This window comes from Saccharothrix sp. 6-C (assembly GCF_016695385.1).
Lineage (GTDB): Bacteria > Actinomycetota > Actinomycetes > Mycobacteriales > Pseudonocardiaceae > Actinosynnema > Actinosynnema texasense.
In genome coordinates this window covers 5441454-5460508 of the sequence record NZ_CP064192.1, presented here as the reverse complement: position 1 = coordinate 5460508, position 19055 = coordinate 5441454, and the positions used below count along the sequence as shown (strand labels likewise).

Below are 19055 nucleotides of genomic sequence, written 5' to 3'. Positions count from 1 at the left end.
GCGCCTGCCGCGGTCGCGCGAGGAGGATGAACGTGGCCGGACCGGACGTGGTCGACCTCGGCTTCGCCAGGGTCGACGTCGATCGCGAAGCGCGCCAGGGGCTGCCCGAGGTGATCTACGGCAGCGGCAAGACGCCCGAGCAGATCAGCGGGATCGTGCGGACGCTGTTGCGGCACAACGACGGCCCGGTGCTGGCCACGCGCGTGGACGACGACGTGGCGGCGTCGGTGCTGGCCGCCGTGCCGGACGGCGCGTACGACCGCGAAGCGCGGTTGCTGGTGTGGCGTCCGGCGGCGTCGCTCGGCTTCGGCGTGGTGGTGGCCGTGGCGGGCACGGCGGACCTGCCGGTGGCGCGGGAGGCCGCGGCGGTGGCCGCCGCGACCGGCCTGGACGTCACCACGGTCACCGACGTGGGCGTGGCTGGCTTGCACCGGCTGCTCGCCGAGCAGGACCGGCTGCGGGCCGCGGACACCGTGATCGTCGTGGCGGGGATGGAGGGTGCCCTGGCCAGCGCGGTGGGCGGCCTGGTCGCCTGCCCGGTGGTGGCCGTGCCCACCTCGACCGGATACGGCGCGGGGCTGGAGGGTGTCACCGCGTTGCTGGCGATGCACGCGTCCTGCGCGGCGGGCATCACGGTGGTGAACATCGACTCCGGCTTCGGCGCCGCGATGGCCGCGTTCCGGCTCGCCCGCGTGGCGGGGCGGAGGACGCCGTGAGCCGGGTCTGCGTGATCTCCCCGTTCACCGGGCTGGCCGGCGACATGCTGCTGGCCGCGCTGGTGGACGCGGGCGCGCCGCTGGAGGCGGTCCGGGCGGCCGTCGCCGACACCGGCCTGACCGGCTGGGACCTGGCCGTCACGCCGGTGCTCACGCACGGGCTCACCGGCCGCCGCGCGACCGTGTCGGTGACCGACGGTGCGACGAGCCGCAAGGCGGGCGAGCTGATCGCCATGGCGACCCGGGTGCGCGACCGGGAGGTGGCGGAGGTGGCGGTCGCCGCGTTGCGCGCCATCGCCGAGGTCGAAGGACGCCTGCACGGCGAGGAGCCCGATCAGGTGCACCTGCACGAGCTGGGTGGTCACGACACCCTCGTGGACATCGTCGGCGTGGCCGCCGCGCTGCGCGCCCTGGACGTGCGGGCCGTGCACTGCGAGGCGTTGCCGATCGGCGCCGGGACGGTCCGCACCGCGCACGGTGTGCTGCCGTGCCCGGCCCCGGCGACCTCGGCGCTGCTGGCGGGGGCGCGCGTCGTGGGCACCAGCCTGACCGGCGAGACCGTGACCCCGACCGCCGCCGCGCTGCTGCTCGCGATCGGCGCCGACTACGGCCCCGCGCCGGCGATGCGGATGGGGTCCACCGGCTACGGCGTGGGCACCAGGACGCTGCCCGACCGGCCCAACGTGGCCGTCGTCCGGCTCGGCGACCGGGAGCCCGCGGACGTGCGCGACCTGGTGGTGCTGGAGACGAACCTGGACGACGTGACGGGGGAGGTCCTGGGGTACGTCGTCGCGCTGCTGCTCGACTCGGGCGCGTTGGACAGCTGGATCACCCCCGTGACGATGAAGAAGGGCAGGCCGGGCCACGTGCTGCACGCGTTGGCGACACCGGAGGCCGCCGACGGGATCGAGCGCCGGATGCTCGTGGAGACGGGCACGCTGGGCGTGCGGCGGACCACCGTGCGGCGGGACGCCCAGCCCCGGGAGACCGACACCGTGCAGGTCCGGGGGATGCCGGTGCGCCGCAAGCACGGGCCGCACCACGGCAAACCGGAGTACGACGACGCCGTCACCGTCGCCCGGCAGACCGGTCTGCCGCTGCGCACCGTGCTCGGGATGGCCGCGCGAAGCACCGAGGAGCGCTGATGGACACCAGCACCGCCGCCACACGGCTCGTGGGACACCTCGCGGAGGTCGGCCCGGTCGCCGTGGCCTTCTCCGGCGGCGTGGACTCCGCGCTCGTGCTCGCCGCCGCCGCGCGCGCCCTGGGGCCCGACGCGGTGCTCGCGGTCACCGCCGACTCCGCGAGCCTCGCCGCCGCCGAGCTGGCCGACGCGGTCGCGTTCGCCACCGGCCTCGGCGTGCGGCACCTGGCGCCCGGCACCGCGGAGCTGGACAACCCCTCGTACGCGGCGAACGGCCGGGACCGCTGCTACTTCTGCAAGTCCACCGTGCTGGACACCATCACCGCCGTCGCGCGGGACCACGGTGTGGCCTCGGTGGCGACCGGTGTGAACGCCGACGACGCGCACGACCCGTTCCGGCCGGGCATCCGCGCCGGCGACGAGATCGGCGTGCGCACCCCGCTGCGCGACCTCGGCCTGACCAAGGCCGACGTCCGCGCGGTGAGCCGCCACTGGGGACTGTCCACCTGGGACAAACCGGCGATGCCCTGCCTGGCCAGCCGCGTGCGCTACGGGGTGGCGATCACCCCCGCCCGCCTGGCCAGGGTGGAACGCGCCGAGGTGGCGGTCCGGGCGTGGCTGGCGGACGCGGGCGCCCCGACCCGGGACCTGCGCGTGCGCGACCTCGGCGACACGGGCCGGGTCGAGCTGGACCCGCACCTGGTCGACCGGCCCGAGCTCGCGCCCGCCCTGGCGGAGATCGTCCGGGCGGCGGGTTTCGAGGGCGTCGAACTGGCCGTGTTCCGGTCGGGCGCCCTGAACCACGAGTGAACCCGGTCCCGCGCGTCCGGGCGGCCTGACAGGAGCACCGACCAGCCGGGCGCGGCCGTGCGGGCGGCGCGAACGCGGATCGGCAGAGCGCGTCTCCCCGGCGCGGTGGCCGCCCGTGCCGTCGTCCTCGTCCCGGATCCGCTTGCCCCGCACCGGGTTCCGGCGGGGATGCCGGGCCGCTGGGCTGGACGGAGCAGCTCGCGGTCGACGGCCGGTGGCTAAAGTGAACGCTCACATCTTTAGCTTTGACCGGCCGAATCGCGCGTCGCTACATTCGACTGGCAATCGGGGTCGCCCGCCGTCCGCGACCCGACCCCGTCGGTGTCGGTCGGACGACGCTGGGCCGCCGCGCGTCGCGCGAGCCACGACACCGAACAGCGAAGGGACCCGAGACCATGGAACACCCATCCCGGCGACATCGCGTCGTGCACGCCGTGTCCGCGGCCCTGCTGGTGGCGGCGGGCATGGTGACGGTGCTGAACGCCGAGCCCGCCCGAGCACTGGACAACGGCGTGGCGCGCACCCCGCCGATGGGGTGGAACTCGTGGAACACGTTCGGCTGCAACATCAACGAGGCGTTGATCCGGCAGATGGCCGACGCGATGGTCAGCTCCGGCATGCGTGAAGCGGGCTACCAGTACGTGGTCGTCGACGACTGCTGGATGAACCCCAACCGCGACTCGTCGGGCAACCTCCAGGGCGATCCGAGCCGGTTCCCCAGCGGCATGAAGGCGCTGGGCGACTACATCCACGGCAAGGGCCTCAAGTTCGGCATCTACCAGGCGCCGCTGGCCGAGACGTGCGCGCAGTACTTCGACTCCTACCCCGGCGCCACCGGCAGCCTGAACCACGAGGCGCAGGACGCCCGGCAGTTCGCCGCGTGGGGCGTGGACTTCCTCAAGTACGACTGGTGCTCGCCCAGCGGCACGATCGACGACCAGGTGCGCACCTTCGCGAAGATGCGCGACGCCCTCAAGGCCACCGGGCGGCCGATCGTCTACAGCATCAACTCCAACAGCATCCACGACAAGACCGGGCCCCGCCGCAACTGGGGCGACATCGCGAACATGTGGCGCACCACCGAGGACATCACCAACAAGTGGGACACCGGGCAGACCAACGGCTACCCGATGGGCGTGCAGAACATCGTCAACGTCACCGTGCCCCTGTGGTCCTACGCCAAGCCGGGGGCGTTCAACGACCAGGACATGATGGAGGTCGGCCGCGGCGGCATGACCGACACCGAGATGCGCAGCCACTTCGCCCTGTGGGCGGTCATGGCGTCACCGCTCATCGCCGGCAACGACCTGCGCAACATGAACGCGGCCACGACCACGATCCTCAAGAACGCCAACCTCATCGCCATCAACCAGGACCCGCTCGGGGTGCAGGCCATCGAGGTCTCCAACGACGGCACCCGCCGCGTGCTGGCCAAGCGGCTGTCCAACGGCGAGGTCGCGGTGGCGCTGTTCAACCAGGGCTCGACGACGACCACGGTGTCCACCAACGGCTTCTCCGTCGGGTTGGAAGGCGTGTCGTTCACCCTGCGGGACGTCTGGACGGACGCGGTCACCGGGACGAGCGGCAACATCTCCGCGTCCGTGCCCGCCCACGGCACCGTCGTCTACCGGGCGTCCGGGTCCGGCTGGCCTACCAGCACCACGACCACGACGACGACCACCACGACCACCACCACCCCGGAGCCGAGCGGCTCCTGCCGGGTGACGAACACCGTGAACGCCTGGGGCAACGGCCTGACCTCGGACATCACCATCACCAACACCGGGTCCGCGCCCATCGCCGGGTGGTCGTTGGCGTTCGCCCTGCCCGCCGGGCAGACCATCACCTCGGGCTGGAACGCGAGCTACTCGCCGTCCTCCGGGCAGGTGACGGCCAGGAACGTCTCCTACAACGGCGACATCGCACCGGGCGCGTCGGTCGGCATCGGCTTCCAGGCCACCCACACGGGCGACGCGGCCAAACCCGCGTCGTACACCCTCGACGGCGCGGCCTGCACCACCTGACCGGCAGGCGGGTGTGCCGGTCAGGCCGGCACGCCGAGTCCGCGCTCGCGCAACCAGGCCAGTTGCTCGACCGGGTTGGAGCCGTAGCCGCCCCCGTGGTCGGCGAAGGGCCACACGGTCATGGTCCGGTCCTCGCCCGCGTAGTGGTTGAACGCCGCGTAGACGGTGGAAGGAGGGCAGATCGGGTCCATCAGGCCGACGCTGAACAGCGCCGGCGTCGTGGCCCGCTGGGCGAAGTGGACGCCGTCGAAGTAGGACAGCGTGGTGAAGGTCCGCTCCACGTGCCGGCTGCTGTGCCAGCGCAGGTACTTCGCGAGCTCCTCGTACGGCCCTTCGCCGCTGATCTCCGCCGCCCTGCGGTAGTGGCACAGGAAGGGCACGTCCGGCATGACCGCGGCCACGTCGTCCGGCGCCAGCCCCGCGACGGCGAGCGCCAGACCGCCGCCCTGGCTCCCGCCGGTGACGACCACCCGCCGGTGGTCCAGCCCGGGCAGGTCGGCGACCGCGTCCACCGCCCGGACGCAGTCGGTGATGAGACGCCGGTAGTAGTAGTGCTCGGGGGAGTCGACGCCGCGGGTCATGAAGCCCTCGGCCCACTGGGTGCCGTTGCCCTCCGTCGTGTCCGGCGTGTCGTGGCCCTGGCCGCGGCTGTCGACGACGAGGTGCGCGTACCCGGCGGCCGACCAGAGCAGGTGGTCGGTGGGCAGGCCGCGACCTCCGGTGTAGCCGATGTAGGTCACGACGACGGGCAGCGGGCCTTCGGCGCCGCGCGGGCGCAGCAGCCAGGCGGCCACCGGTTCGCCGTTCCAGCCGGGGAACCGGACGTCGTCCACCTCGACGGAGCGCAGCAGGTGCCGGTCGGTGACCCGCTCCACCTCCACGGACCCGCCACGCGTGCGCGCCGCCGCGAGGGTGAGCGCCCAGAAGGAGTCGAAGTCCGGCGGTGGGCTCGACTCCGGGCGGTAGTGGATCAGCTCGTCCTGCGGGGAGTCCGTCAGCGGCATGCGAAGTCCCTTCGGGTGGCCAGTGGTGAAGCGCTTCGACGTTCGCATTCGGCCAGCCACCCTGTCAATCGCCAAACCCCCAAATGAGACTGTTCAAGCGCTTCAACAGAAGGAGTGATCGTGACCGACGAACCGCGCGTCATCCACTGGGGCCACGGCAGCCTGGCGGTCGAGCTCGGCCTCGGCGGGGACGGCGTCCTCCGGCTGACCCGCCTCGGCTCGCCCGGTGACGCGCCGGGTGGGCGCCACCCCGGTGCGCCGGTGCCGCTGGTGGCCGTGACGGCGGTCGGTCACGGCCGCACCTGGTCGGGCGACCGCTTCATCCACACCGCGATCGGCGAGCGGCTCCGCTACCGGGCGCACCGCTCGACCCACGAGGACGGGTGGCACACGCTCGTCGTCGAACTCGACGACCCGGTGACCGGCCTGGTCGCCGAGGTGGTCTACGGCTCGCCGGACGGTGTGCCCGTGCTGCGCGGCGAGGTCCTGCTGCGCAACGAGGGCGAGACCGTCCTCCCGCTCCAGGCGGTCAGCTCGCTCGCGGTGGGGTGCCTCACCCCGGGGTGGGCGGACGCGCTGGACGACGCCGACCTGTTGTGGGCGGACAACGACTGGCTCGCCGAGTGCCGCTGGCGGCGCAGCCCGCTGCGGCTGACCTCGCCCGCCCTCAACGGGCGCGTGCGGACCCCCGACGGACGGGGCGCGTTCGTGCTGGCGGGCGTCGGCGCCTGGTCCAGCGGCGGCCGGTTGCCGATGGGGGGCCTGGTCGACCGCCGGACCGGCCGGACGTGGCTGTGGCAGGTGGAGCACAACGGCGGCGGCTGGCGCTGGGAGTGCGGCGAACGCGAGGAGTCGGCCTACCTGGCGGTGTTCGGCCCCTGCGACAGCCACCACGGCTGGCGTCACGACCTCGAACCGGGCGCGGAGTTCCGCACCGTGCCCGCGGCCCTCGCGTTCGGCGCGGACGGCGGGCCCGACACCGCCTTCGCCGCGCTGACCGACTACCGCCGTGCGACGCGTCGACCCCACCCCGACCACGAGAGCCTGCCCGTCATCTTCAACGACTACATGAACTGCCTGATGGGCGACCCCACCACGGCCAAGCTGCTGCCGCTGGTGGACGCCGCGGCCGAGGCGGGCGCGGAGCACTTCGTCATCGACGCCGGCTGGTACGCCGACGAGACCGAGAACTGGTGGGACACCGTCGGCCCCTGGGAGGCCTCGCGCTCCCGCTTCCCCGGGCCGCGCGGCCTGCACGAGGTCCTGGACCGCATCCGGGACCGCGGCATGGTGCCCGGCCTGTGGCTGGAGCCGGAAGTGGTCGGCGTCCGCAGCACGGTCGCCGACGCGCTGCCCGAGGAGGCGTTCTTCCGGCGCGACGGCGTGCGCGTGGTCGAGGCGGGCCGCTACCAGCTCGACCTGCGCCAACCCGCCGCCCGCGCCCACCTCGACCGGGTGGTGGACCGCCTGGTCGGCGAGTGGGGCGTCGGGTACCTCAAGCTGGACCACAACATCGACGCCGGTCCCGGCACCGGCGACAACCCCGGCGCCGGCCTGCTCGGCCACAACCGCGCGCACCTGGACTGGCTCGACGGCGTCCTGGACCGCCACCCGCGCCTGGTGCTGGAGAACTGCGCCTCCGGCGGTATGCGCATGGACCACGCGCTGCTGTCCCGGATGCAGGTGCAGTCCACCAGCGACCAGCAGGACCTGGTGCTCTACGCGCCCATCGCCGCCGCCGCGCCCACCGCGGTGACCCCGGAGCAGGGCGCGGTGTGGGCCTACCCGCAGCCGGAGGACTCGCTGGACGAGGTCGCCTTCACCATGGTCAACGCGCTCCTCGGCCGGATGCACCTGTCGGGGCGGATCTCGGAGCTCCGCCCCGAGGCCCGTGCTCTCGTGCACGAGGCGGTGGCGGTGTACAAGGACATCCGCGCCGACCTGCCGCTGGCCGTGCCCGCCTGGCCGCTCGGTCTGCCCGCCTGGGACGACCCGTGGATCGCGCTCGCCCTGCGCACACCCGACACCACCTACCTCGCCGCGTGGCGGCGACCCGGCGCGGAGGGCGCGGTGACGCTGCGCCTGCCGCACCTGCGCGGCGCGGACGTCGTGGTCGACCTGCTCTACCCCGGTGCCGGCGGGGCCGCCACGACGTGGCACGGTGACCGGGCCGAACTGGTGCTCGCGCTGCCGACGGCGCCGTCCGCCGTGCTGACGAGGCTTTGTTTGCGTTAACAAGATTGCTCACCGTGCAAACCTGGTTCCAGGGCCTGAGTGGTCTGGTCCACGTGAAGTGAGCGCTAACAATTTTAGCTTTCCGCGGCGTTGACCACCGCCCGAGTCGCCGGCTAGATTGGCTCGAAAGTGAAGGTTTTTCCGTCGAAAATTTCGAACCTGCCGGCCGGGAGTGCGCCCGGGCGCGACCTCCCATCGAGGACGGTGGTCCGCGCGGGGCCGATCCGGTGCGGCTCCCGCGATCCGGTCACCGCGCGACTCCGCCCCGCGTGGTGACCGCCAACCACGCACTCGATGCAGGAACGGCAGAAAAGAGTCTTCGATGATCACGCGTAGGCTTCTCGGGCCCGCGTTGGCGGCGGTGCTCCTCACCGCGGCGGCGACCGGCACGGCGTTGAGCGGAGGGCTCGGCGAGACCGCGCCGGCCGCGCAGGTCGGCGCACTCGCGTCGAGCGCGGGCTGCGGCAAGACCCCGACGCTGCGCAGCGGCACGCACACGATCCAGAGCAGCGGCAAGAGCCGCAGCTTCATCCTGCGGGTGCCCGACGGCTACGACAACACCCGTCCCTACCGGTTGATCTTCGGGTTCCACTGGCGTGGCGGCACGATGAACGACGTGTCCTCGGGCGGGACCAGCGGGACGGCGTGGTCGTACTACGGGATGCAGGAGCAGTCGAACAACAGCGCGATCCTGGTGGCGCCGCAGGGCCTGGGCAACGGGTGGGCCAACTCCGGCGGCGAGGACGTGGTGTTCACCGACGACATGCTCAAGCGGATCGAGGCGGACCTCTGCGTCGACACCGCGCTGCGGTTCGCGATGGGGTTCAGCTACGGCGGCGGCATGAGCTACGCGCTGGCGTGTGCCCGCGCGACGGTGTTCCGCGCGGTCGTGGTGTACGCGGGCGCGCAGTTGAGCGGGTGCAGCGGCGGCAGCCAGCCGATCGCGTACTTCGGCATGCACGGCATCACCGACAACGTGCTGAACATCTCGCAGGGCCGGTCGTTGCGCGACCGGTTCGTGGCGAACAACGGGTGCACGCCGCAGAGTCCCCGTGAGCCGGCCAACGGCAGCATGTCCCACATCACGACCACGTACTCGTGCCGCGCCGGGTACCCGGTGCAGTGGGCCGCGTTCGACAACGGCCACATGCCCGGCCCCGTCGACGGCACCTACACCGAGAGCGGCATCCGGACCTGGACCAAGGGCGAGGCCTGGAAGTTCATCTCCCAGTTCCAGGGCGGCCCCGGCACCACCACGACCACCACGACCAGCACCACGACCACGACGACCACCACCACGACCACCACGACCACGAACCCGCCCGGTGACGGTTGCCGGGTGACCGACACCGTCAACGCGTGGAACGGCGGTCTGACGTCGGAGATCGCCATCACGAACACCGGCAGCGCGCCGATCAACGGCTGGTCGCTGGTGTTCACCCTGCCGGGCGGGCAGACGATCACCTCCGGGTGGAACGCCTCCTACTCGCCCGCGTCGGGACAGGTCACGGCCAGGAACGTCTCCTACAACGGCGCCATCGCCCCCGGTGCGACGGTGAGCATCGGCTTCCAGGCCAACCACACCGGCAACGCCGGCGAGCCGTCCTCGTTCACCCTCAACGGCGCGGCTTGCAGCGTCGCCTGACACCACCGGTCGCGCCGGCAAGCGACCGGGAGGGAACCGCCGAAGGCCGGTCACGGCCTTCGGCGGTCCTCCTCGTCGACGCGCCCCCGGGTCAAGCCGTCGTGCCGGTGACCGCCCCGCCCGACTTGGTGACGTGGTACGTCACCCGGGAGTCGTCCCTGACGGAGGCGAAGAACTCCGGCGTCAGCGCGGTCCGACCGCCCGGGTAGTCGGGCGTGAACGTCCGGTCGTACTCCTTGCAGGACGTCCAGTCGTTCGGGCCCGCGTCGGCGCCGTCGTCGTACCCGGCCTCCATCGTGGCGAGCTGGTCGCCGCGGAAGGCCGTCGGGATGGCGAACGAGGACGTCGTCCCGGTGGCGTCGGACAGCACCGGGTGTCGTAGGTGATGACGTAGAACCGCCACGGCACGCCGTGGGAGAAGCGGGCCGTCAGCACCGCGTTCGTGCCGGAGCCCCGCGAGCCGCTCAGCCTGGTCAGCGCCGCGGCGGTCAGGGGGGACCCGGTCACCCTCGACCGCGTAGTCCCGGCCGCGCACCAGCTTCGTGCTGCCCTGGTACAGGCCGGTGAACGACGTGCCGTTGAGGTTGAGCAGGATCGTCTTGGCGGTGATGGCGCCGGACTTCGCGGTGTGCTCGAAGAACTTCGCGCTGCCCGGTGGCGTGTTCGGCGGCGATCTCGGGGTGCTGCCGGGACAGCCACGGCGGCACCGCGTAGGTGGGGTGCCGAGGACCACCGGGATGCCGCGCTCGTTCGCGCCGTCGAGCACCGGCCGGACCCGGTCGAGGTCGAACCGGCCGTTCTCCGGCTCCCAGGTGGACCACACGGAATCGCCGACCCGGACGACGGTGGACCCGCCCGTGCGGGACGCCGGTCAGCTGTCGAGCGGCTCGTCGTCGGCCCAGTCGAAGTGGACGGCGCCCGAGGTGGCGTACAGGCCGATGACCCGGCCGGTGAAGCCGCCGGCGACCTCGGTGGAGAGGTGGCGGCCGTCGAGGGTGGCGAGGGCGGTGAACGTCCCGTCCGGTCCGTCGATGCCGAAGGACAGGGTGTCGGGTCCGGTGCGCGCGTCCCGGAGGGTCTTCTCCTCGCGCACCTCGACGCCGAGGACCAGAGGTCCGGCCGGCGCCGCCTGGGACGCCACCACCGCCTTCAGCGAGCCGACGCGGGCGAGCACCCGCACCTCGCCGGCGGTCGCCTCGATCTCGTAGTGGTGCTCCTCGTCCAGCCGCACCGCGAGACCGCCCGTCCCGCCGGTGGCGTCCACGAGCGTGCGCACCCGGCAGGACCGGTGGCGCTGGCGGCGGCCCACGAACACGACGTCGCGCTCGTCCAGGGACTCGCCGCGCGCGTGGAGGGTCAGCCACCCGGCGCGCTCCCCGGTGGTGCAGTGCCGTTCCCGGCGGTCGCGCAGCGAGATCCAGGACGGGTGCAGCACCGGGAGGTCGAAGTCGTCGCGGCCCGACGCGCCCCGTTCCGCCCCCAACGGCCAGGGCACGGTCCCCTCCGGCTCCAGCGGTCCGACGACCGGCCAGTCGTCCACCCAGGTGACGGGGGCGAGGAACGTCTCGCGGCCCAGCACGTGCCAGCCGGGTGTCCCGCCACCCGGCCGCACGCCCAGCAGCACCAGCCACCACGAGCCGTCCGGCCCCCGCACGAGGTCGCCGTGCCCGGTGTTCTGGATCGGGTGGTCGGTGCCCCGGTGGGTCAGCACCGGGTTGGCCGGGCAGGGCTCGAACGGGCCGGTGGGCGTGCGGCCGCGGGCGACCGAGACGCCGTGGCCGCGTTCGGTGCCGCCCTCGGCGATCAGCAGGTACCAGTACTCGCCGATCCGGTACAGGTGCGGCGCTTCCGGGGCCTTCGCGCCGGGCGCTCCCGACCAGATCCGCCGCGGCGCGTCGAGCACCTGCCCGGTGAGCGGGTCGATCCGCACCTGGGACACCCCGGCGACCGTGCACCAGCAGTTGCCGTCGTCGTCCCACGCGAGGTCGGGGTCGATGCCGGGCAGGTCGGGCAGCAGGACCGGGTCCGACCACGGTCCGGCGGGGTCGGTGGCGCTGACCAGCAGGTTGCCGTCACCGCTCACGTTCGTGGTGATGAGCCAGAACCGGCCGTCGTGGTGGCGCAGGGTCGGCGCGTAGACGCCGGCGGACGACGGCGAGTCCAGCGGGAGGCGCAGCTGCCCGGGCCGGTCGAGCACGTTGCCGAGCTGCGTCCAGCGCACCAGGTCGCGGCTGTGGAAGATCGGCACGCCGGGGAAGTACTCGAAGCTGGAGCAGACGAGGTAGTAGTCGTCGCCGACGCGGCAGACGCTCGGGTCGGGGTGGAAGCCCGCGATCACGGGGTTGGCGAACGTGCTGCGGTCCGGTGACATCCCATCAGGTCCTTCGTGGTCGGGGCGCGCTCCAGCGCACCGGTGCGGCGCGGCGCACGGTGTGGTCGACGGGTCGGGCGGGGGTCAGGGCATCCGGAGCACGGCGCAGCCGTGCGGCGGCAGCTCGGTCAGGGGGCCGCCGGTGAGCAGGTCGTGCGCGGCCCGGGGGAGCGGGACGGCGTCACCGCCGTGGTTGAGCAGGAAGCACCACCCGCCCCGGGTGACGGCCTCCACGCCGGGCGGCCACTCGCGGACCACGCCGGCTTCGCCCAGGAGCCGCTGGACCAGCGCGCCGTAGTCGTCGGTGTCGAGGACGGTGGAGAGGTACCAGCCGCGCCCGTCGCCGAAGGAGTGGCGGGTGAGCGCCGGGTGGCCGGCGAGCATCCCGTGCGTGTAGGCGGAGACGGCCTCGGCGCCGTCGAGGCGCAGGTACTCGCTCCAAGTGGTGCCGTGCGAGCCGTCGGACAGCGCGACGCGTTCCCCCTGCCGCAGCGGGCGCGGTTCTTCGACCCGGACGCCGAGGGCTTCGCGCAGCGGCCCGGCCGGGTAGCCGCCGAGACGGGCGTGGGGGCGTTCGTCGACCACGCCGCCGAAGTGCTGCAGGAGCAGGGTGCCGCCGCCGGCGACGTAACGCCGCAGGTTCGCCGCGCCCGCGTCGGTCACCAGCGGCAGGGCCGGCGCCAGCACCAGCCGGTAGCGGCTCAGGTCGTGCTCCGGGTGGGCGAAGTCGGTCACCACCCCCGCGTCCCACAACGCCCGGTGCGCGCGGCGCAGCATCGAGTGGTAGCCCGGCTCCGGCGAGGGCAGGCCGTCCGCCTCCGACGCCCACCACGCCTCGGCGTCGTGCAGCACGGCCACCTCGGCGGTCACGGTCGACCCGGCCACCTCGGCGAGCCGGGCGACCGCCTCGCCGAGCGCCCGCACCTCGCGGAAGATCCGGCTGTCCGGTCCGGCGTGCGGCACCATCGCCGAGTGCCACGTCTCCGCGCCCGCCTTCGACTGGCGCCACTGGAAGAACAACGCGCCGTCCGAGCCGCGCGCGATGTGGCCCAGCGTGTGCCGGAAGATGTCGCCCGGGTCCTTCGGCAGCACCCGGCCTTCGGCGTAGACGGTGTTCGCGCCCTGCTCCATGAGCAACCACGGCCGGCCGCCGCCGAGCGAACGGGCGCGGTCCGCGCCGAACGCGGTGTCCGCCGCCGCGTCGAGGCCGGGCCGGTCCGGGTAGTGGTCGATGGTCACGAAGTCCAGCTCGCGGCCGAACGCCCACAGGTCGAGGTTCTGGTAGCCGGGCAGCATCAGGTTGGTGGTCACCGGCCGGTCGCTGTGCGCGCGGATCTCGTCGCGCTGCTCCCGGTAGGCGGCGAGCGCCACGTCGGAGAAGAAGCGGCGGAAGTCCAGCGACTGCCCCGGGTTGTGGTGCCACTGCGTGGCGCGCGGCGGCAGGACGTCGTCCCACGAGTGGTAGCGCTGGCTCCAGAACGCCGTGCCCCACGCCTCGTTGAGGGCGTCCAGCGTGCCGTGCCGGTCGCGCAGCCAGGTGCGGAACGCGGCGGCGGCGTGGTCGCAGAAGCAGAGCGTGGCGTACTCGTTGTGCACGTGCCACAGCGCGACCGCCGGGTGCCGGCCGTAGCGCTCGGCGAGGGCGGCGGCGACCCGGCGGGCCGCGTCGCGGTAGGCCGGCGCGGCGAGGCAGTAGGTGTCGCGGCTGCCGTGCACGAGCCGGACGCCCTCGGCGGTCACCGGCAGCGCGTCCGGGTGCGCCCTGGTGAACCACGGGGGAGGGGAGGCGGTCGGCGTGGCCAGGTCGACGGCGACGCCGCCCGCGTGCAGCCGGTCGAGGTGGGCGTCGAGCCAGGCGAAGTCGTAGCGGCCCTCCTCGGGTTCCAGCAGGGCCCAGGAGAACACGCCGACCGTGGCGAGGTTGACCCGCGCGCGGCGCATCAGCTCGTCGTCCTCGGCCCAGACCGCCTCGTCCCACTGCTCGGGGTTGTAGTCGCCGCCGAACGCGAGCCCGTCGAGCCGTCCGGTCAGCTTCCGGGTCGTCATGCCTGCTCCTCGTGCCGTGGCAGCCGTGCGCCGTCGCGCACGACCAGGGGGATGCGTTCGGTCGGCATGCCGTCGACCGGGGTCGCGCGGTGCTCGGCGAGGCCGATCTCCGGCGTGCCGCCGGGCAGGTCGTCGACGCGCCGTTCGAGGGCGTCGCCGAGCTCGCGGAGGTGCATTCGGCGCTCCTGGCGGTGGTGGTGGTCCGTCGCGCCCGGAGGCCGGGGCGGCGGACGCGGGAGGAGCCCGCTCGCGGGTCTCAGGACGAGCTCGGGGTCCGGCTGCGGTGCTGGCTGGTGCTCTCCCGGACGGTCAGGACGGGGCGGAGCAGGGTGAGCTCGTCGTCCGGCACCTCGTCGCGGCCGGCGGCGGCGATCCGCCGCAGGAGCTGCTCGACGGCGACCCGGCCGAGTTCCTGGGCCGGGCCGGTGACCGCCGTCAGCGCGGGCGCGTACTGCTCGGCGAGCAGCTCGGGGCACAGCGCGATCACCGAGGCGTCCTCGGGCACCGTCCGCCCGCTGATGCGCAGCAGGCTGAGCAGCGGGCCGATCGCGCCCTCGTTCTGCACCACGAACCCCGTGGTGTCCGGCCGGTCGGCGAGGATGCGGGCCAACGTCCCGGCGGTGCTCTCGTAGGTGCCCTCGCACGGCCGGTGCACGAACCTCAGGCCGCGCTCCTCGGCGCGTTCCCGGAAGCCCATCAGGGTGCGCTCGGCGTACCCGGCGTGCCGCTGGTACACCCCAGAGCCGTACCCGATGAACGCGACCTCCCGGTGACCGAGGTCGGCCAGGTGGTCCGCGCACGACGCGCCCGCCGCCGCGAAGTCGTGGTCCACGCAGGACAGGCCGCTCGGGTCGTCGGGCAGGCCGATGAGCGCGGCCTGCGTGCGCAGCTCGCGCAGCACCGGGATGCGCTCGTCGGCCAACCCGACGTCCATCAGGATCACGCCGTCCGCCAGCCCGCTCAGCGCGACCCGGCGCACGCCCTCCGGTCCTTCGTCGTTGGTGATCAGCAGCACGTCGTAGCCGTGCTGGCGGGCCGTCACGGTGACCGAGATGGCGATCTGCATCATGATCGGCACGTACACGTCGGCGCGCAGCGGGACCACAAGGGCGACTATGTGGGAGCGCTTCGCGGCCAGCGCCCTGGCGCCGGCGTTGGGGTGGTAGCCGAGCTCGGCCACCGAACGCTCGACGCGGCGTCGGGTCTCCTCGGAGATCGAGCGCTTGCCGCTGAGCACGTAGCTGACCGTGCTGGCGGACACGCCCGCGTGCCTGGCCACATCGGCGAGTGTCACCATGCGTGATGCTCCTGCTTTCTCGTTCTTCCCGGGCCCGCTGCGGCGCCCGCGTGCGCCTAGTGTGCCGGGTCAGCCCTTGACCGCCCCGGTGAGCACGCCGACGCGGAAGTGCTTCTGCATGAACGGGTACACCAGCAGCAGCGGCACGATCGTCAGCACCACCACCGCCATCTGCAACGACAGCGGCGCGGTCTGCGCGAACTGCGAGCCGAAGCCGGAGTTCACCGACCCGGGCAGCCCGTTGCCCCGGTTGACGTAGGTCAGCAGCACGTACTGCAGCGGCCACTTCTCGCTGTCGGTCGGCATGTAGAGCATCACGTTGAAGAACGAGTTCCAGTAGCCCACGCCGTAGAACAGGGCGACGACCGCGGTCACCGCCCGTGACGTCGGCAGCACGATCGACCACAGGATCCGCCAGTCGCCGGCGCCGTCGATCCGCGCCGCCTCGATCAGGTCCGCCGAGGTGTCCGAGTAGAAGGCCCGCAGCACCAGGATGTTGAACACCGACACCGCGCTGGGCAGGATCAGCGCCCACCACTGCCCGTAGCCGCCGAGCTCGGTGACGACCAGGAAGGTCGGGATCAGACCGCCGCTGACGAACATGGTGAGGATCAGCAGCACCAGGATGAAGCGGTGGGCCACCGAGCCGGACCGGGACAGGCCGTAGGCGCACAGGATCGACACGACCATGGACACCGCGGTGCCGACCGCGGTGATGCCGAGGCTGACCAGCAGCGCGTTGCGCACCGTGGAGTCGCCGAGCATCACGCGGTACGCCTCGAAGGTCACGTCGGTCGGCCAGAGCACCAGGCCGCCCGCGCGGTTGACCGCCGCCTGGGTGGACAGGCTGGTCACGACGATGATCCACAACGGCACCAGGACCACCGCCACGACCACGCCCAGGGTCAGGCCCTTGGCGGTCTGACCGGCCGCGGTCGGGGGCTCCTCCCAGGCCGGCCGGGTGGCGCGCTTGCGCTGCCGGACGGGCCTGCGCCCGGCGGTCTCGCGCCGGTCCTCGGTGCGTTCGATGCTGAGCGTCTCGGTCATTTCCGGTACAACCCGTCTTCGCCGAAGGCGTGCGCCAGCTTGTTCGCGCCCCAGATGAGCAGCAGCGAGATGACGCTCTTGAACAACCCGGCCGCCGCCCCGTAGCTGTAGTTGTTGGTGGCGATGCCGTAGTAGAACGCGAAGGTGTCGAGCACGTCGGCCGCCTCGTGGCCGACCGCCTCCCGCTGGATCAGGAACTGCTCGAACCCGACGGTGAGCGCGTTGCCCAGGCGCAGCACCAGCATGAGCATGATGACGCCGGCCATTCCGGGCAGGGTGATGTGCCACAGCCGCCGCCACCGCCCGGCGCCGTCCACCGCCGACGACTCGTACAGGTCGGTGTTGATGGCGGCGAGCGCGGCGAGGAAGACGATGATCGACCAGCCGGCCTCCTTCCAGATCGCCTGCGAGGTGACCAGCAGCACGAAGGTGTCCGGGTTGGTCATGATGTCCCAGGTGCCGACGTCGTTGCTGCGCAGGAACTGGTTGAGCAGCCCCGCACCGCCGAACATCTGCTGGAAGATCGTGATCGCGAGCACCCACGAGAAGAAGTGCGGCAGGTAGGCGATGGACTGGATGAGGTTGCGCAACCGCTCGCTGAGCACCGAGTTGAGCAGCAGGGCCAGCGCGATCGGGATCGGGAAGAACAGGATCAGCTGCACGAAGCTGAGGTACAGCGTGTTCGTCAGCGAGCCCCAGAACAGCGAGTCCCCGAACAGGGTGGTGAACTGGTCGAAGCCCACCCACTCGCTGTTCCACACCCCCACCAGCGGGTTGTAGTCCTGGAACGCGGTCAGCAGCCCGAACAGCGGCACGTAGTTGAAGACCAGGAGCAGGACGACGGCGGGCACGGTCATCAGCAGCAACGACCGGTCCCGCCGCAGCCTCGCCCGCAGGCTCAGCTTGTTCCTGCGCGCGGGCGGCTCCGTGGTCACGGAGCTCATTGCCCGGTCCCGTACTTCTGCAGCACGTTCTCGTCCATCCACTGGACCAGCTTGTCGCCGCCGCCGCTGGACTTCCAGGTGGTGATGGCCTCCTTCACCTCCGCGACCTTCTTCTTGCCGTGGTAGCAGTCCTTGATGGCGTCCTCGACGGCCTGCGCCGCGTCGGCGGTGGCCATCGACCGCGGCAGGCTGATGTTCATGTTCCAGAACACCGGCTTGCGCAGGTGCTTGACGTTCGCGGCCTGCCAGGCGGTGAGGTCCTTGGTGACGGTGTCCGAGCCGGGGTTGCTGACCACGGCGGGCGGCGAGGCCAGGAACGGGAAGGTCTGCGCCTGGACGTTCTTCTTGCCCTCCTCGGTGGCGGTCGGCACGCCGTCGACCATGGTGTGGTGCACGCCCTCGACACCGAAGTTGACCAGCGTGTACTCCACCGAGCCGAACGGCGCGGCCAGGTAGTTCGCGACCGCCAGCAGCTCCTCGACCTGCTCCGGCTTCAGGCTGCTGTTGAGGTAGCTCATGATGCTGGTGGAGGAGCCCATCTCGACCAGCGGGTCGCCCTTGCCGTCCGCGGTGAAGTAGTCGAGGGAGCCCCGCCGGAAGTTCGGGTTGGCGGCCGTGCCGGACTGGTGGTCGGCCGCGTTCCAGGCGCCGGTGCCGCCGCCGCTGATGAGCACCTTGCCGGAGTAGAAGCGCACGTTGCCGTCGGCGTTGTTGCCGGCCAGCGCGTCCGGGTGCAGGTAGCCGGAGGTCGCGAGCCGGTGGTGCCACTCCAGGGCGTCCAGCAGCTCCGGCAGGTCGTACTTGTGGATCAGCTTGCCGTTCTCCACCCGCCACTTGAGCGGCACGTTCCACGACGGGAACAGGTAGGTCCACACGTCGTCGAAGGCCCACACGCCGCCCTTGGCGTCGGTCAGCTCCTTGCCCAGGTCCATCAGATCCTCGGCGGACTTCACCTGGTCCGCGGTGATGCCCCTGGCCTCCAGGACGTCGCGGCGGTAGAACGTGGTGCCGGCGACGACGTACCCGCTGGAGAACGACGGGATGCCGTAGATCTTGTCGCCCCAGGCGCCGGCCCGCCAGGCGCCCGTGGGGATGGCCGCGAGGTTGGGGTACTGCTTGATGTTGTCGCCGGACAGGTAGGGCGTCAGGTCCGCGAGCTGCGACCCGGCCAGCTCGCCGACGCTGAAGTTGGAGTTCCACCAGGTCGGCAGCTGGATCCAGTCGGGCAGCCGCTTGGCGGCGGTCATCGTGGGGATGATCGTGGCGTAGTTGTTGCCGTCGGCGGGCTTCATGTCGAGCGTGACGCCCAGCGCCTTGTTCATCGCCTGGTAGAACGAGTTGTCCGAGGGCGGGATCGTGCCCCACAGGGGCGTGACGGTCGTGTACCTGCCGCCCTTGCCCGGCACACCGGACACGGTGGCGACCCGGTTCGACGGGTAGGACAGGAAGCCGGGGTCGGTCAGGACGTCCGGGCCGCCGGCGATGGAGGCGATGTCCGGGTCGATCGAGGTGCTGGGCACGTAGTTGGGCAGCGCGGACCTGAGGGCTTCGCTGTTCGCGCCGGTCTTCTGCTCCACGCCGCCGCCGCAAGCGGACAGCAGGCCACCCATGGCCGTGAGTCCCGCGACCGAGGCCGTGACGCTCAGGAACCTCCGGCGATTCAGCTCAATCCCCATGACAGGGTCCACCCTTCTACGTTGAAAGCGGTGTGTCGAAGCGCTTAGACGATGCCGGAGACTAATCATGTGACGTGGCGCACGGCAAGAGCCAGT

General features: G+C 72.3%; 15 protein-coding genes and 1 pseudogene. 6 read left to right on the top strand and 10 right to left on the bottom strand.

Going from position 1 to position 19055, the window contains the following annotated elements:
* Positions 1 to 32 precede the first annotated feature (32 nt).
* The 4 genes from larB (at position 33) to IOD16_RS22595 (ending at position 4694) form a co-directional block, all read left to right on the top strand.
* Positions 33 to 716 (top strand): nickel pincer cofactor biosynthesis protein LarB, encoded by a 684-nt coding sequence (larB, locus tag IOD16_RS22610; protein WP_236594288.1) that lies wholly within the window; start codon positions 33 to 35, stop codon positions 714 to 716.
* Entirely contained in the window at positions 713 to 1861 is a 1149-nt protein-coding gene (gene larC, locus IOD16_RS22605) for a nickel pincer cofactor biosynthesis protein LarC (RefSeq protein ID WP_236594287.1), read from the top strand. The genes larB and larC overlap by 4 nt, the downstream gene beginning before the upstream one ends.
* A complete protein-coding gene (gene larE, locus IOD16_RS22600; RefSeq protein WP_201436028.1) occupies positions 1861 to 2670 on the top strand; it encodes an ATP-dependent sacrificial sulfur transferase LarE in 810 nt (269 codons plus the stop codon). The genes larC and larE overlap by 1 nt, the downstream gene beginning before the upstream one ends.
* 395 nt (positions 2671 to 3065) lie before the next feature.
* Positions 3066 to 4694 (top strand): cellulose binding domain-containing protein, encoded by a 1629-nt coding sequence (locus IOD16_RS22595; protein WP_236594286.1) that lies wholly within the window; start codon positions 3066 to 3068, stop codon positions 4692 to 4694.
* Positions 4695 to 4714: 20 nt separating this feature from the next.
* Here IOD16_RS22595 and IOD16_RS22590 read toward each other — a convergent pair whose 3' ends face one another.
* Positions 4715 to 5698, bottom strand: a complete 984-nt coding sequence (locus tag IOD16_RS22590) for an acetylxylan esterase (protein WP_201436027.1) — start codon at positions 5696 to 5698, stop codon at positions 4715 to 4717.
* Between the two features lie 120 nt (positions 5699 to 5818).
* On the opposite strand from IOD16_RS22590, the gene IOD16_RS22585 reads away from it, so the two are divergent.
* Positions 5819 to 7933: a glycoside hydrolase family 36 protein gene (locus IOD16_RS22585; protein WP_201436026.1), complete on the top strand. Its 2115-nt coding sequence runs from the start codon at positions 5819 to 5821 to the stop codon at positions 7931 to 7933.
* Between the two features lie 322 nt (positions 7934 to 8255).
* On the top strand, positions 8256 to 9578 hold the full coding sequence (locus tag IOD16_RS22580) for a cellulose binding domain-containing protein (protein ID WP_201436025.1): 1323 nt from the start codon (positions 8256 to 8258) through the stop codon (positions 9576 to 9578).
* Positions 9579 to 9669: 91 nt separating this feature from the next.
* On the opposite strand, the gene IOD16_RS22575 is transcribed toward IOD16_RS22580, so the two are convergent.
* From IOD16_RS22575 to IOD16_RS22540, 9 genes and pseudogenes are all read right to left on the bottom strand, one after another.
* Positions 9670 to 10311, bottom strand: a complete 642-nt coding sequence (locus IOD16_RS22575; protein ID WP_442978130.1) for a hypothetical protein — start codon at positions 10309 to 10311, stop codon at positions 9670 to 9672.
* Positions 10306 to 10419 (bottom strand): annotated as a pseudogene (locus tag IOD16_RS41545) (hypothetical protein); the annotation flags it as partial. The gene IOD16_RS22575 and the pseudogene IOD16_RS41545, both read right to left, overlap by 6 nt.
* Before the next feature lie 30 nt (positions 10420 to 10449).
* Complete coding sequence (locus tag IOD16_RS22570) at positions 10450 to 11949, bottom strand: glycoside hydrolase family 43 protein (protein WP_201436023.1); 1500 nt, start codon at positions 11947 to 11949, stop codon at positions 10450 to 10452.
* A gap of 84 nt (positions 11950 to 12033) precedes the next feature.
* Positions 12034 to 13995, bottom strand: a complete 1962-nt coding sequence (locus tag IOD16_RS22565) for a beta-galactosidase (protein ID WP_201436022.1) — start codon at positions 13993 to 13995, stop codon at positions 12034 to 12036.
* Positions 13992 to 14171: a hypothetical protein gene (locus tag IOD16_RS22560; protein WP_201436021.1), complete on the bottom strand. Its 180-nt coding sequence runs from the start codon at positions 14169 to 14171 to the stop codon at positions 13992 to 13994. Before IOD16_RS22560 ends, IOD16_RS22565 begins: the two co-directional genes overlap by 4 nt.
* A gap of 80 nt (positions 14172 to 14251) precedes the next feature.
* The gene (locus IOD16_RS22555; protein WP_201436020.1) at positions 14252 to 15292 is read right to left on the bottom strand and encodes a LacI family DNA-binding transcriptional regulator; all 1041 of its coding nucleotides are present in this window, start codon (positions 15290 to 15292) and stop codon (positions 14252 to 14254) included.
* Between the two features lie 69 nt (positions 15293 to 15361).
* Complete coding sequence (locus tag IOD16_RS22550; protein WP_123747115.1) at positions 15362 to 16339, bottom strand: carbohydrate ABC transporter permease; 978 nt, start codon at positions 16337 to 16339, stop codon at positions 15362 to 15364.
* Complete coding sequence (locus IOD16_RS22545; RefSeq protein ID WP_201436019.1) at positions 16336 to 17283, bottom strand: ABC transporter permease; 948 nt, start codon at positions 17281 to 17283, stop codon at positions 16336 to 16338. The genes IOD16_RS22550 and IOD16_RS22545 overlap by 4 nt, the downstream gene beginning before the upstream one ends.
* A complete protein-coding gene (locus tag IOD16_RS22540) occupies positions 17280 to 18959 on the bottom strand; it encodes an extracellular solute-binding protein (protein WP_201436018.1) in 1680 nt (559 codons plus the stop codon). The genes IOD16_RS22545 and IOD16_RS22540 overlap by 4 nt, the downstream gene beginning before the upstream one ends.
* Between the last annotated feature and the right edge of the window lie 96 nt (positions 18960 to 19055).

Bases quoted from the DNA above. Each gene is read 5' to 3' on its own strand.
- larE (WP_201436028.1), top strand. From the start codon at position 1,861: ATGGACACCAGCACCGCCGCCACACGGCTCGTGGGACACCTCGCGGAG.
- IOD16_RS22595 (WP_236594286.1), top strand. From the start codon at position 3,066: ATGGAACACCCATCCCGGCGACATCGCGTCGTGCACGCCGTGTCCGCG.
- IOD16_RS22590 (WP_201436027.1), bottom strand. From the start codon at position 5,698: ATGCCGCTGACGGACTCCCCGCAGGACGAGCTGATCCACTACCGCCCG.
- IOD16_RS22580 (WP_201436025.1), top strand. From the start codon at position 8,256: ATGATCACGCGTAGGCTTCTCGGGCCCGCGTTGGCGGCGGTGCTCCTC.
- IOD16_RS22570 (WP_201436023.1), bottom strand. From the start codon at position 11,949: ATGTCACCGGACCGCAGCACGTTCGCCAACCCCGTGATCGCGGGCTTC.
- IOD16_RS22565 (WP_201436022.1), bottom strand. From the start codon at position 13,995: ATGACGACCCGGAAGCTGACCGGACGGCTCGACGGGCTCGCGTTCGGC.
- IOD16_RS22560 (WP_201436021.1), bottom strand. From the start codon at position 14,171: ATGCACCTCCGCGAGCTCGGCGACGCCCTCGAACGGCGCGTCGACGAC.
- IOD16_RS22555 (WP_201436020.1), bottom strand. From the start codon at position 15,292: ATGGTGACACTCGCCGATGTGGCCAGGCACGCGGGCGTGTCCGCCAGC.
- IOD16_RS22550 (WP_123747115.1), bottom strand. From the start codon at position 16,339: ATGACCGAGACGCTCAGCATCGAACGCACCGAGGACCGGCGCGAGACC.
- IOD16_RS22545 (WP_201436019.1), bottom strand. From the start codon at position 17,283: ATGAGCTCCGTGACCACGGAGCCGCCCGCGCGCAGGAACAAGCTGAGC.
- IOD16_RS22540 (WP_201436018.1), bottom strand. From the start codon at position 18,959: ATGGGGATTGAGCTGAATCGCCGGAGGTTCCTGAGCGTCACGGCCTCG.